The organism is Photobacterium sp. SP02 (genome assembly GCF_038519165.1).
In the GTDB taxonomy this organism is placed as follows: domain Bacteria; phylum Pseudomonadota; class Gammaproteobacteria; order Enterobacterales; family Vibrionaceae; genus Photobacterium; species Photobacterium halotolerans.
The window spans coordinates 1-14,215 of record NZ_JASJOJ010000056.1 but is presented as its reverse complement, the minus strand read 5'-3'; the positions used below and the strand labels follow the sequence as shown (position 1 = coordinate 14,215).

General features: G+C 47.2%; 9 protein-coding genes and 1 pseudogene. 1 reads left to right on the top strand and 9 read right to left on the bottom strand.

The window, feature by feature from the left end:
* Window positions 1-272: 272 nt before the first annotated feature.
* The 7 genes from P0Y67_RS18305 to P0Y67_RS18275 form a co-directional block, all read right to left on the bottom strand.
* Window positions 273-893, bottom strand: a complete 621-nt coding sequence (locus P0Y67_RS18305; RefSeq protein ID WP_342393051.1) for a hypothetical protein — start codon at window positions 891-893, stop codon at window positions 273-275.
* 252 nt (window positions 894-1,145) lie between these two features.
* On the bottom strand, window positions 1,146-1,802 hold the full coding sequence (locus P0Y67_RS18300; RefSeq protein WP_342393050.1) for a hypothetical protein: 657 nt from the start codon (window positions 1,800-1,802) through the stop codon (window positions 1,146-1,148).
* Window positions 1,803-2,520: 718 nt separating this feature from the next.
* Window positions 2,521-3,609 carry a toxic anion resistance protein gene (locus tag P0Y67_RS18295; protein WP_342393049.1) on the bottom strand — a complete coding sequence of 363 codons (1,089 nt, stop codon included), beginning with the start codon at window positions 3,607-3,609 and terminating at the stop codon, window positions 2,521-2,523.
* An 11-nt stretch (window positions 3,610-3,620) separates the two neighbouring features.
* Window positions 3,621-4,325, bottom strand: coding sequence for a phospholipase D-like domain-containing protein (locus tag P0Y67_RS18290; protein ID WP_342393048.1), 705 nt, complete (start codon window positions 4,323-4,325; stop codon window positions 3,621-3,623).
* Window positions 4,322-9,193 carry a DNA repair ATPase gene (locus P0Y67_RS18285; RefSeq protein ID WP_342393047.1) on the bottom strand — a complete coding sequence of 1,624 codons (4,872 nt, stop codon included), beginning with the start codon at window positions 9,191-9,193 and terminating at the stop codon, window positions 4,322-4,324. The genes P0Y67_RS18290 and P0Y67_RS18285 overlap by 4 nt, the downstream gene beginning before the upstream one ends.
* A gap of 60 nt (window positions 9,194-9,253) precedes the next feature.
* A complete protein-coding gene (locus P0Y67_RS18280) occupies window positions 9,254-11,341 on the bottom strand; it encodes a peptidase (protein ID WP_342393046.1) in 2,088 nt (695 codons plus the stop codon).
* A gap of 16 nt (window positions 11,342-11,357) precedes the next feature.
* Window positions 11,358-11,978, bottom strand: coding sequence for a DUF1449 domain-containing protein (locus tag P0Y67_RS18275; RefSeq protein WP_342393045.1), 621 nt, complete (start codon window positions 11,976-11,978; stop codon window positions 11,358-11,360).
* Window positions 11,979-12,575: 597 nt separating this feature from the next.
* Between P0Y67_RS18275 and P0Y67_RS18270 the strand changes: the two genes are divergently transcribed.
* Complete coding sequence (locus P0Y67_RS18270; protein WP_342393044.1) at window positions 12,576-13,070, top strand: ankyrin repeat domain-containing protein; 495 nt, start codon at window positions 12,576-12,578, stop codon at window positions 13,068-13,070.
* A 138-nt stretch (window positions 13,071-13,208) separates the two neighbouring features.
* Here the strand turns inward: P0Y67_RS18270 and P0Y67_RS18265 are convergent, their stop codons facing one another.
* Window positions 13,209-13,928: a hypothetical protein gene (locus P0Y67_RS18265; protein WP_342393043.1), complete on the bottom strand. Its 720-nt coding sequence runs from the start codon at window positions 13,926-13,928 to the stop codon at window positions 13,209-13,211.
* A gap of 36 nt (window positions 13,929-13,964) precedes the next feature.
* Window positions 13,965-14,090, bottom strand: a pseudogene (locus tag P0Y67_RS18260) (IS3 family transposase); the annotation flags it as partial.
* Between the last annotated feature and the right edge of the window lie 125 nt (window positions 14,091-14,215).

Here is a 14,215-nt window from a genome sequence, read left to right as displayed (position 1 = left end):
AGCAGGCGCATCTCCACTTTGCGCAGCAGCAGTAAAAGGTAACAGCATGAAGAGTAATAATTTTTTCATAATGAGCCATACGTTATTGGTAAGAGGTATGACCTATAGATGATGGTAACGGAAGGTGTCAAAGTTGCACTGAAACTAAGAGCAATAAAATGGAACCCGGTTCAAACCGGGGTGAATTTGTAAGCGATTTCTGGCGCCAGGCTTAATGGGTGCCAGCACTGGAAAATTTTAACTGACTGATTTATTTACACTTACCTTTATCATCATGAATAGTTAAATGTAACCATATCGAAAGCGCATTGAAATTCACTCAAACATTCACTTTCGCAGTCGATAGCTTCAAATTTTTCTATCATTGGTGCTGTAGCTGTCACATATGTAAATGTTGTCACTGTTTTCCCAATCAATGCATTTAGTCCTACCACACACATCAAAATCCCAATGTGTTCAGTTTCACTTTGTTTTACATATCCTTGCACTGTTCTCATCTCTCTCAGTAAGTACGTTTTTAAATATTCCAGCTTTGGACCTGGCTCTTGCAGTACATCCTGAAAGAACTGCAAGTTTACCGAAGCGGGAGAACCGGAATAGGAAGGTGTTTTATTTTGTGACGAAGTCTGCCCCATTCCTTTTATCGTATTCATGGCTCGTACCATTTCAGGACCGCTAACCAGATACGCCCCGCCAAGATAATTTGTTTTTCCCAGAGTTTGTTGAATTTCTGAAAACAGCCTTTGCGCTTGTTCGAAAGCGGAAAAGACTGCAGATTCATTATCAGGAGAAGTTCCTTCAGGTAAAAATGCCAGTAACAAATTTTCGAAGCATGAGTGTAACCAGACCCCGCCATTAGCCGGAGTAACACAATGTGCTATTGATGTATTCATTGTTCTACCCTTTTAACCCACAATATGAGGTGGCTTTATTATGGTTTGATGTATTGCAGAAAGTAAGCATCATGATAAAATTCCAATTTATCTCTCGCAATGCAGGCACAAATACGATTGATACAAATAAGCATGGCTTGACCAGATAAAGGCTATGCGCTCAGATACAGCAGAATAAAGAGCGCACAATTAATCCGAAATAAAAAATTTAACACGATTTAAAAGTCGTACTACCACTCTTTTTAAAAAAGCTTAGGGCTGATATAAATAACCCACTTTTGTGTAATTGACATTATAACTGAATTTCTGCTCATCACTTTTACATTTATGCTTAATTAAAACTGAGGCAGATTCCGCTTCGGTATAAGCGTAAATAACTGTTGTAACAGGAATATCCAAACCAGGAGTCAGAGCAAGGAGAGTAATCGTCGTACCAAAATGTTTCGCTTTATTATCATTTCCTGCCGCAGCCTGAGTGCCAGCCATTGCATTGTTCAGGTAATCCATCATGGGGTTGACACTGCCACCCACACCAGACAGAACACTCTGAAAAAAGCTCTCATTGGCATCTCTGATAGTCCCGTTACCAGAAAGATTTGCAAGGTTTGAACTCGTTTGGGCCATGCCGTTCACATTGTTCATTGCTTTTGTCATCGCAGCTTCGTCTTGAGTATACAAACCGTCCAGTACTGATTGTCCGCTCGTATCTTTCACTGCCTGTTTTATCTTATTCGGCAGGCTTAATGCACTCAAGAATGCGTTTGCCATGATTTTATTCTGCGTGTCTGTCCATGAATTAAATTTAAAATAAAAAATGTAATCACTACCTTCAGTGTGAATCCAAGAACCGTCGCTTGAAGCAGGCGTTTCTAAGAATTTTATACCATCAATGGTTTTTATAGCAGTCATGTTCTTCTCCAATTTAATGTCGTAATCTGTTCGAACTGTCAATAGTTTGTTCAATCCAGCGTCCTCAAAAAAACAAGCTCAACAGAATCATAAAAATGATTCAAACAAGCCTTACTTAGGACTCTTGCAACAACAATATCCATACAGTCGCATAACAAACATAGTGCATGGACTTATTATGTCCAGATCAATCACAATATTAGATGTGAATATTTTCACCGACATATTTACTGCTATTCTGCAAAGTTACCATTACTCTCTAATTTAATTAGTTATTTCCGCCTTTAATCATTATTAAAACAAGAACAACCATGAAAAAATTTTAATCTTTCATAAATTCCATGACATGCAGCACAAAATAATCAAGAAACTGAAAACAAAGGAAATTTAATATTAACATCAAATTTCACATACTGACCTAGAATAATAAATACGGCATTCAATAAGCCAGCATCTGAAAGTTTCATCCTATTTCAGTAAATTATACAGTACAGATCACAGCATATACATTGGCTGAGGTAGTAGTTGGTCTGGCAGCACTACGGAAATTGCGAGCCCGTTAGTCGCTATCAATTTAGTTGTGGCAAAACGGATTGAATGGCGAAACTGAACAATGAGTATGCCTTTTTCGGTTTGTGTTCAAATACTCCGACCATAAAAAACGGCAGTGTTCACTGCCGTTCTGATTAATGCCCGCCTATGATGCAGCCCAACAGCATCATTCAAGCGTTTGCTGCAAGGCCACTTTCAGCTCTTGCTCGGCTTTCGCAATGACTTTTTCGGCCTGTTCGCGTTGCTGACGACCTTCTTTGACGCGGGATAACGTGTTGTTCAGCGTTTCAATCGTCAATTGGTTTACCGCCTGCAGGGATTCAAGATCCAGAATGCCGCGCTGGTAGTTTTCAGCAATTTGCTCTTCCAGCACTTTCAGGTGTTCCGCGTTTTTCACGTACTGTTTGTTGGTGTAATCCTTCACCGTCCGGGTGACTCTCAACGCCTTTTCTTTCTCGTAGTTGGAAATCGCAATCAGGAACTGACGTTTCCACAGCGGGAAAGTGTTGTGGACGATATCCTGAATATCTTCCATCAACATTTTATTGCCTTCCTGCGACAAACGAATCTGTGGTGCCGTCTGTACGGCAGCAAGCCGGGTGAGCTCCAGGTTATGAACCCGTTTTTCCAGTCGCGCGACTGCCTGACTGGCGTCACGGTATTTCTGTGCTTCCAGCGCATCGCCGGATTGAACAGAGGCCGCGTGCAAGGCAGGTAATACATCCGTGTTCAACTGACTGAGTTTGTATTTACCCGCGGCAATGAAGTGTTCCAAACCTTTAAGCAGTTCAAGGTTGTTATCGTACAGGCCATCCAATTGCGTGATATCGTGCGCCAGTTTCACTTCCTGCGCTTCCAACTGCTGCGACAGCTGCTCAAGCTGTCGCTTGACCGAATCAAAGCTGCGGGAGAACTTCTTGAAGGAATCAAACAGCTCGCCAATCAGCGGCAGGTTCGCCAGAAAGCTATTGCCTTTGAGGCGGTCAAACGCGGCGCTGTCCATCGACTCCACCATAGATTGCAGGATTTCTCCGGCATCCCCGGTATCACGGAGCCGAACCTGCTCCAGCACGTTATCAGAAAACGCGGTGATTTTTTCCAGCGCTTCTTTACCGAAAGTGATGGTTGCCACAGCGTCGAAAGGATCAAAGCTGTCAGACAAGGCAACGATTTCGGGTGTCACTTCCAACTCCGACAAGTCTGCCGGACTGGCTGAGCGGACAGGTTGCGGCTCAGGGTTCACAATGTCATTCATCTGGGCTCTCCTTAACTCGGCTGATGACAAGGAAAACGCTGCCACAGATCTTCGAACTGCTGCTCGAACGCTGTCAGAAAACGGCGGTCATCCGTCAGCGTAATGTCTTCCTGATTGTATCTGGACGCACTGCGTGTCCAGTTGAAACTGCCGTTGATGAGCCGGGTGCCATCAAATACGGCAAACTTATGATGCATATGATAAGCCGTGGTATCAATTTTAACGGCGACGCCTTTACGAGCCAGATAATCAATGTCACTGCCAGTGTCATTGAGTTTGTCGTTATCGGTAATCACCCGCACTTGCACGCCGCGTTCATGGGCCGCCAGAATGTGTTTGGTCAGTTCATCATCCGCAATCGTAAAGACACAAATATCCACTTTACTGCGCACCTGTCGCAGTTGCTCAATGATGCCGCCCGCACAGTCACGCCCCGGTGAAAACCAACTGGTCGCGACTTCTGCAATGGCAGAGCTGCGAGTGTTATCAAGCACTTTCACTACCCGTTCCAGCCAGCGAAGTACAGCAAGGGACTCTGTCCCTTCCTGTATGGCTTGTTGCGCCAGTTTGAAGCTCTGGTTGCGCAAAAAAGCACGATCATCATCCGATAAACCGACCTCGACCAGCGATGCCTGTAAATCTCGGCGCTCGCTGTCGTCCAGCCGGCCATCTTCAAGCGACGCTTTCAGCCAGTCGAGCCACTGTTGCTGATTCATTGCAAATCCTCCGGTTTTACAGGCTGAGCGAACCGCGCAACATGCTGATTCAGCATCGCTAATTGCTGAACGACTTGTCCGGCACGGTCACTTTCATCACCCATCATTTGCTTGCGCTGATAGGCTTGTTTAATGTCTTCCCAGCGGGCTTTCTGTTCAGCGCTCATATTGCCGCGCAGCTCTGCCAGTTTAAGCAGGTTTTCTTCTGTGCCATTGGCCAGCGTTTGCGCTTCACCCTGATAGTGATCCTGAAGCAAGGTATTGAGCTCATCATCCGTCATCACCGAAGCGATTTTCTCAGACAGCTTGTTCATGTTCCGGTAAGAACCCTGCAGCTTAAACGGCGGCTCAACGCGATAGTCATCAGCCGTGGCCGCCGACAGGATGTACTGCTGATTCACCTTCAGAACCGTCTGCTGAACCAGCATCAGTTTTTGCAGCGTCGCCACAATTTCGTTGGCTTCGGTTGATGAATACGAGTGCGACATATCGCTCAGCGCAACGCCGTCCCCCTGTGCCATTTTGACAAAACGGTACAGATCATTCAGATCGCGGGTTGCCAGTGGCGCCAGAACCGGATTAGAGGTGAGTGAGTTCTCAATAAAGCTCAGCTCAAACGCATATTGCTGATCCGACAGCATGTCACCCAGGTTATAGATATCGGCCCGGTTGGCCAGCATGTCCGGAATCCGGAACGCTTCACCGGTTTCGGTATACGGGTTCCCGGCCATGACCACAGCGAATTTCTTGCCGCGCATATCATAGGTTTTGGTTTTCCCCTGCCAGGTTCCTTCAATCCGTCGGGTACCGTCACAGAGCGAGATGAATTTCTGCAGCAGTTCAGGGCTGGTGTGCTGAATATCATCCAGATACAACAACACGTTGTTGCCCATTTCGAAGGCCAGATTGATCTTCTCAATTTCACGCGCAGAGTTCTGATCCTGCGCATCGGCCGGATCCAGCGAGGTGACCTGATGGCCAATCGACGGGCCGTTGACCTTCATAAAGACCAGTCCCAGCTTATGCGCCACGTATTCGATCAGGGTTGTTTTACCGTAGCCAGGCGGAGAAATCAGCAGCAGCATCCCCATCAGATCCGTCCGCTTCTTGTCGCCGACTGTGCCCATCTGCTTGGCAAAGTTGTCGCCAATCAGGTGCAGGTAGCTGTCGCTGATCAGCTTGTTGCGAACGAAAGAGGTCAGCGGCCGCGGTTTAAACTCGCTCAGCCTGAATTGATCTTTTGCCTGATTCAGTAATGCCGTCCGCTGACTCAGATAAGCCTCAAACTGAGGAACCACTTCGCTGCGGTGATGTTCACAGCGCTGGATGAAATCATCCAGTACCAGGGTTAATGTGCCGCCTTCAACCCGGTCGTGCTCGCCCAGCAGTCCCTGCACAGGGCAAGCCAGAGAGAAGTCCACCGGACTCAGCAAGCGGTCTGAATGGGTTTTGCATACCGCAATCGCAGCGGCTTCGACCACAAACGCCTCACCATATTGCTTCTGAGCGGTGTAAGCACTCAGCCATTGCTGATGATCGGCAAAGGCGACATCCAGCGCCTGTTGCTCGCCGTTCCAGCCCAGACTGCGACGAAATTGCAGGTAATCTTCACTCAGTTCAAAGCCATCTTGACTGACTTCAATCCGCACATCCGTTCCTGCCAGTAGCCGAATCAGATAATCGCTGCTTTCCATAGCAGCCTGACCCTGCACCGACTCGGCCAGAGTGTGCTGCAGCGACAAGAATGCATCAGCGGAATTCAGATGCTCTTTCAGCAGCTGTGCATTTTTCGCTTTTTCCTGCCAGCGATGCAGTTCCGTTTCCTCCTGCATCATCAGCCACAACAACGCATTGGCCCGCGCACGCTGGCTGAATCGCAGCAATCCGGCCTGTTCAAAGGTCGGCAGCACATCCTGCAAAATCAGAGCGGCATCGTGATCGTGGATCCCTTTGACATACCCTTCTTTGTAGCGCGGCGCAGAAAAATGCTGAACCAGCGGCAGCAAGGATTTGTCACGGCCAGCCTGATAAAGCTGAGCAAGCGACAGATCATCGGCTTTGTTCATCGCACTGTGCAGCATCAGGTACGCCAGGTATTCACCGCGATAAACCGCCTCACTTTCAGACGACACATCAAGGCGCGCGATTTGCTGCAGCGACAGGAAGGTTTCATCTTCAATGGGCTGATAAAAATCGGTACCGGAAATATGGGTGCAAAGCTGTTTGTTATGCTCCACCAGACTCAGATCAAGCGCCTGCTGGTTGACACTGAACTTGTGACGACCCAGTCGCAGTACTTTGCCGCCATCTTCGAAGATATCCTGATTATCGCGAAGCGGGCGCAGCGACTGGTCTTGCAGCGATTTGAGCTTAGCATCCAGACTGTCCGCCTTGACGCTGTCGCCCAGATCACGAATCGACTGCGACAGCTGATGCAGTTTGAGCACCATGGCGTCGGTGGCGAAATAACTGTTCAGGGCTTTCACATCATCAAAGCGGGATACCCGCTTTTCGACGCTGCCCATGGTGACATTGGCAGCCTGCATCAGGTTCTGTACCCGGCGCTGCTGCGCTGCAATCAGCTGTTGTTTGTGATTGTCCAGCGTCGACTGAATCTCATCGCGCTTGGCGTATATCTCCACCAGAAACTGATCGAAATCCGCAAAACGGGACTCCAGTTTGTCCAGCTGACCCACCAGCTTCGCCAATTGCGTATCACACTCATCCGGTGAGGTCGCCTGCTCCATCGCGCTGCTGACCGACTGGCCCAGCAGTTTGAACTGGGCACTGAACTCGGCCTGAGCCTCGTTACTTTGCAGGCTCTGTGATTTATTTCTCAGCCTGGCCGAGACCGCATTCAGCAACGACGAGACTTCAGTGGTCAGATCCAGAATCCGGGTCGACTGGGTCGGATCATCGGTTTCAATGTCAGTGACTTCTTCCGACACCAGCTGCAAGTCTGCACGCAGCGTGTCAACCTGCTGCTGAAGCGCCTGAATGTCTGCGGTCTTGCTGACATCCACCAGCGAAGTTTCTATCTCGTGAATCTGTTGCTTAAACGGCTGATACGCCTTTTCTTCCTGTAACAATGCCAGCAACTGCTGGTTCAACTGCTCGCGGTGCTGCTGCAGGTTATCAAGTAAAGCATCAACACTGTCGCTATCCATATAATGCTGCTGACGCAGCGCCATGGTGGCACCCACCTGCGCTTTCAGCTCTGACAGCAGGGATAACAGGACATTTGCCTGCTCTTTGGGGGCCAGTTTGACCTTCGCAATCAGGTTGGTTACGACCTGCTGATGCTCAGCCAGGCTCTCTTCAGCGTGACGCTGCATCTGAAGAACTTTGGCAAACTCATCAATGATCTTGTTTGCCGTGTCCATCAGACTGTTAATCACCTCACCCATGCCCAGCGCATAATGATGATTCAGCCAGTGATAGTGATCCAATGTGGTCTGGCACTCTTTCAGCAGCACTTCAAAAGCAGCCTGAGTAACTTCTTCCGTCTGAGCCAGCTGGCAGATAGACAACACGGATGACAGCGCACGAACCAGTTCAGCATTGCCCAGATTAAACAGCGGGCTGGTGTTGTCAGCATTGCCATTCTGCGCGGCATAGTGTTCCGGGGTAGAAAACGGCGTGTCCCAGATTCGCAGCGGGTGAATGGTTGACGCTTCCGCATTTTCAGACAGCTGGAATACCAGCATCCGGCCGTCGGGATAGAGGCTGAATCCGTGGCTCTCCAGAGGCGCCGCAAACTTCTTCTCAATCATGTTATAGGTAAAGCCAACGTAATGGCCTTCGAGCATGTTGAAGAAGAAATACAGGATATCTTCACCGTTGGGTGAGGCAATTTTCTGGAAGAACTTCAGATGCTGCCACGGCATGTCAAACTGCTTGCTTTCGCCGTTTGCCAGCACAAAACCGTGAGAGTAAAGCACACCATGATCTTCCGGCAGCGCTTTGGCACTCAGCCCTAACGCATCAGCCCGGGCAACTGACTGATTGATCGGGTTATATATAAAATAGCGCGAGTGCTTTTCTCGGTGCGGTTTGATTTTTAACGCGATCAGCTCACCAATGAAGGCATATTCAATGACAGCATCGGCAACACTCTGGTGCGGGTCGTCGACCGATTCACTGTAGATCCCTCTACCGTCATCCGTGTTGTCTTCCACCTTGATGGTCAGATCGCCGCCAATGCATTCAACAAACAACTTGTCGCGGATCGACACATGCGGATGAGCACCAGCAATCTGATCGTCACGGGTTGTGGCAATCCAGTCAAAGTCATGCTGCTGAACGTTTTCCAGCTGTTTGTTACCCAGCGAGTCAATATATTCAATTGAGTTTGCATTGAGCTGGAAACGGAAGACTTTGCGGTCTTCCGGGCGCATCCCAATCTGGAAGGCAATGTACAGAATGCTTTCCTGACGCGAGATCTGTGTCAGGCGGGCATCGCTGTAGTAAGTAAAAAGTTCAGTGAATTCGTGCAGAAAACGGGCATCCGTCAGAAAACTGTTTTCCAGCGGCAAAGGTTCAATGCGGAACGTGCCGTCCTGTTCGTGTAATTGATATAAACCAAAGACATCCTGTAGGGACGGAGCGGATTTCAGGCCGACATGTACCTGATAACCGAAGAGAAGCTGCTGATTGACCTGCGCCATATCAATGGGAATGGAGCGGGCTTGTGTCTGGACATTCGCTTTACCGACCAGTTGGCTTTCTTGGCCGCCAAAGATTGTCTGACGATTCTGATTAAAGGTTTGAGACAGGGACTTGAGCTGTTTACCTTGCTGAAATAGACGGGATTTCAGTATTTCGTACGCCCCACCCTCGCTCACCGCTTGTTGAGTTGTTTCGGACATGCAATTACCTAATAAATCCCGCCTCATAAGAGGCGGGAAGCGTGGGATGATTAACGTAAATTACAGTTTGTCTTCTGAGTGAGTGCTCAGGGTGCTTTGAATTTTCTTCAGCAATTCTGATGCACCGCCCTGTGAATTCAGCAGACCGGCCAGCGCGACGTTACTCAGGTCGCTGCTTTTCAGATCTGTGTTTTCCAGGATGTCTTTAATGTCCTGAGGCATGCTGCGCAGGCCTTCAACATATTCAGAAACCAGCGGATTCAGGACTTTAGATTCTGCAAATTTTGCATCCATTGAAGCGGCATCCATAATGGTACGACGGATTTGCTCCATACCTTCGCCACCGAACAGCTTGATATCAGCCTGAGACAGGGCCTGAGCCAGCGCTTTCGCGTTCTCGCCCACCACAGATTTCTGCGCGTCGATACGTGCGATTTCCAGCTCTTTATCCTGCTGCAGCTTCATCACCCACTTATCATGCTCACGTGTGTGCTCATCGTACTGTTGAGCCGCTTCGAAGCGAGCAGTCTGCGCTTCGGCTTCCGCCAGACCTTTCGCACGCAATGCCTGCGCTTCCGCTTCACCCGCACTCTGCAGTGCAAAAGCTTCCGCTTCACCCACTTCACGGATCGCCAGCGCACGCTCGCGTTCCACTTCAATTTCGGCCAGACCCGTTGAGCTGATCACTTCTTTCTCAGCTTTCGCCATACGCTCTTTCGCTGCAGCTTCACGCTCTTTCGCGATAAATTCAGCTTCAGCACGCTTGGTCGCTACGATCTGGTCAGCTTCTGCTTCACGGGTCTTCACAGCCAGTGCGTTTTCGGCATCACGGGTCTTAACCTTCAGCGCAGCGTCATTTTCAATCAGCAGACGTTCCGCTTTCTCGCGGGCAGCGTCTTTCTCTGCACGGGCAGCAACCAGCAGTTCCAGCTGTTTCGCTTCTGCAATCGCTTCGGCTTCAGTCAGAGTGACACGTTTCTGACGGTTCACTTGTTCATGAACACGCAGGTTCTCCGTTTCTTCCTCTTCGCGAGCAATCTTACGTTCAATTTCAACACGTTGAGAACGCATTTCCGCCACAGCTTTCAGAGACTCTTCCACTGTGGTCTCTTTATGCATTTCTTTCTCTGCCACTTCCGTTGCGGTACGGACTTTCTCCGTTTCAACTGCGCGGTTCAGCTCTTCCTGCTGGATTGCCACCTGACGCTGATTGGTGATGCGCGTCATTTCGACTTCCATCTGAACACTTTCGCGTTTCTTGGCAACTTCTTCTTCGGTTTCCAGTTTCGCCAGCTGCGTCACGCGTTCATATTCTTCACGCTTCTCGGAAGACAAGGCTTCTTCCTGCGCTTTGATAATATCAATTTCACGTTTCGCACGAGCAATGCTTTCCTGCTCCTGCTTATCCAGTTGCAAACGGTTGGCTTCCGCTTCAACATTTTTCTTCTTGATGGTTGTGCGCTCGTCCTGACGAATCGCATTGGTTTCGGTATTCTTATGCGCGGTGATCATGGAAATCTTGCGAATACCTTCAACGTCCAGGATGTTGTCCGGGCTGTGCGCGTCCAAAGAAGTCTGGTCAATTTTATCGATTACAACGTCATAGATTTTGAAGCCATCCATTTCGCTGCCGATCACTTCAACCACAGCATCACGGAAAGTACGACGATTAGTCAGCAGTTCTTCAAATTCAAACTGTTTGACGGCCGTTTTCAGTGCTTCAGAAAACTTCGGCTGGAAATGTTCTTTCAGGCGTTCAATATTCGATGCTTCATGAGCAGTAAACAGTTTCGCAACACGAACGATATCTTCTTCTTCGTGGTTCACACCGATATAGAAATCCACTTTCAGGTCGGCACGAATATTATCGCGGCAGTGCAGACCTTCGTACTCTTCGCCTTCCTGATCTTTACGACCGCTGCGAATCACAGAAATCTTCTTACGTGTGATATCCATATATTCGTGCTGGTTAATGACCGGCCAGACGAAGGTACCGGTCAGAGACGCACGGGTGGCATGCAGACCATTGACGATCAGTGCATCACCTTCCCCTCGAACCTTTTTATATCTGGATGTGAGAAAAATTAAAATCAGTAAAAATATACCGACTCCAGCACTAATAAAGATAACGCTTGGAGAGATTTGCATAGCCAACTCCTTATACTTAGCTATTTTTCGCTACTATATAATGTTTTGTTGTTTTATTTTGAGAAACGATGATCACTTCATCGCCATATTCCATTGACATCTCCGGCTCAATCACCCGGACATCAAGTAAGAATTCGCTGCCGTTATGCTGCACAACAACTTCACCCCGGTTCTGGTTCACCAAACTGCTGTGAACCCGGCCTTTCAGGCCAATAAAATCAACCTTGGCAAAGCTTTTCTTTTTATCAAACAATGGTGCCAGAGGTTTGAGCAACCAGGCGGCAATGAAAAGAGCCAGATAAGCCGTCAATGGAATCGACACGACTTCGGCAATCATCATCCAACCGGCTTCTGAGACAGCATTCAGCGCTTGTGCCAGATAAAAAGAGACAATGGTTCCGGCAAAGAAGCTGACACACAAAGCCACCATTAATGGTACTTTCGACAGAATCGGCGGCAGAATCAAACCCGCACCCGGGATATTCTCCGCATCAAACAGATCAACATCCGGTGCGACACTTTCAACAATGTTGAATACCAGATCCACCAGCATGACGACCAAAAAGATGACAAAAGGAACGAAAAAGACATTCGTTGGAAAAGAGAGCAATATCGAGATCATTTCTTGAATGGTCATGCATACCAACTAATTTATAGAGTTATCAATTTAAATTTATTTCAGGAAACCAGTCACATCTTGCGACCGTATATAAGGAAACGTTAAACAAGGTTTCTGGAATTTATCATCCCCTTTCTTTGCCGACAATGAGTTTTCCCCAATAAGGATGAATTGAAACATGAAGTCGTGAATATGAATAATTCACAACGCCATCGGGCATTGTCAGAAAACAGGCTTATTTCTCACTTTTGTTGCTGTTAATTTCACGCTATAGACTGTGATTCTGACAGGCTGGTTACTCCTTCAGATCCGTATCAAACTTTGCCTGTTTGAACCCGAATCTGAAATTCACTTTTCCGTCAGAAAAAATATCTTTCCTGTCGCTCAGTTGTTCAATACGTTTGTGACCCCCTGTTTTTCTTCACGGGAAGCTTCGTTGGAGATGTCCTGACTGGACGCAGCGCTCTCAACCTACTTATGACTTATGCTATTGGATCTTTTTGTCGCCTGCGCCTTGCAAGAAGAACGAACGCGATTTTGCGTGAAACTCGAATATAATGACATCGAGCAAATTACCCGGGGTATAGAGCGTTTTATGAACAAGAAGAATCAACAATGAGTGATGAACTTTACGAAGCCATTGTGGATGGTGAAATAGACACTGTGAAACTACTGATGGAACAAGGTGAAAATATTCATCATGTTACTGCAAATGACAAATGGACTTATCTTCATAAAGCAGCTGATACAGAGGACACGCCACCAGAATCAATTCAGTTCCTCATTGATCAAGGCTTAGATGTCAACGCAATAGACAACTATGGTTATACACCTCTTATTTATGCCGTTCGGCAACGTAACGTCCAGGTCATTCGGATTTTGCTTGAAAATGGAGCAAATGAAGCTATTGAACATAGAGGAAATGACTCTCAGAACGCTTTAGATATGGCATTTAACAGTCATCCGTTTGAGTACAATGTGGTCAAAATACTCTTGGAATATGGTGCAAACCCTGATTCATGTGCACCTGGTGGCAAATCAGTCCGAGAAGCAATGGACATCATTGCTGGCATTGATCCTGTCATTAAAGAACTCATTGCCAAGTATTAATCTAACCTTCAATGCATCTCCCAAGCGGGAGTTGCATTGAGCTGTCACCGATGACTGCTCCTATCCAGGATAATGACTAAGTCATAATGTCCACTTTGATCTGACAGTAGCACCATATACTTAAACACAACATACTGCTTAGCTTTCCATAAGAAATATCAACGAAATAATGAGGTTAAACGTGAGCCCAATTGAAACTCTCCAGCCCAAATGGACTTGACCAAGTTTGGTCAAAAACACGGATTTCCCCGTATGTTCATTTTTAACTAAAAAGCTTAGGTACCAGAGAATAAAGTTGTAGAAAAAGACTATAACCATTAAAAGCCCTGATGTAACACCGAACAATCCCCGCTGCCACCAAATCAAATCCTCTGTTGAAAGAAGGAAACACCATTGGCCACTCAAAAGGCCAAAGTTCAAACAACCTATAGCGTATGCATTAGACAAAATTTTATCTGCTACCAAAGCAGGTCCGGTGTGATTTGAAAAAATCATCGCTATACCAAAAGTAAAGAAGCCAAATGATCCGATTACATTCCAAAGATTAGGCCCTATCCCTTCAGTAATTGCATCATGATACAACTTAACTTCAGGATAATAAGTACTCGCCCACAAAACAAAAATGAAAGCAGGTAATGCCCAGGCTATGAAAACAGTTATAGGACCTTTTAATGATTTAGCTGGATTAATATCACTAGAATCAAAATGACAAAAACGTTGAATCACAAAATTCCCAACTTGCTCTCTCAGTCTCTTTAGTGCCGTAACAGTATGACCAAGAGAAGCAGAACTAAACAGCTTTACATTACTATCCCATTGCACGTCTCTTCTCGCCTCTATTAAATACACAATTGTCATACTAAGTGATCTGATCCACTAACTCTGGACACTTAGCTAAGCACTGTTCTTCAGTTCAAAATTCTCAGGGCTGAGATAGCCAAGCGAACTATGCCTTCTGGTTTTGTTGTAATCAACTTCAATGTATTCAAAAACGGTCTGACGCATGGTTTCCCTGTCCAGAGGGTGTTCATAGTTCTGTGTCAGCATAAGTCACAGATCCACATATTGATCGACCCTGTTCGGGAAGTGGAGGCTCAATTGGGATAACGTCAGATTCCAGTTCTGTACCGGATGCGTCCACTTCT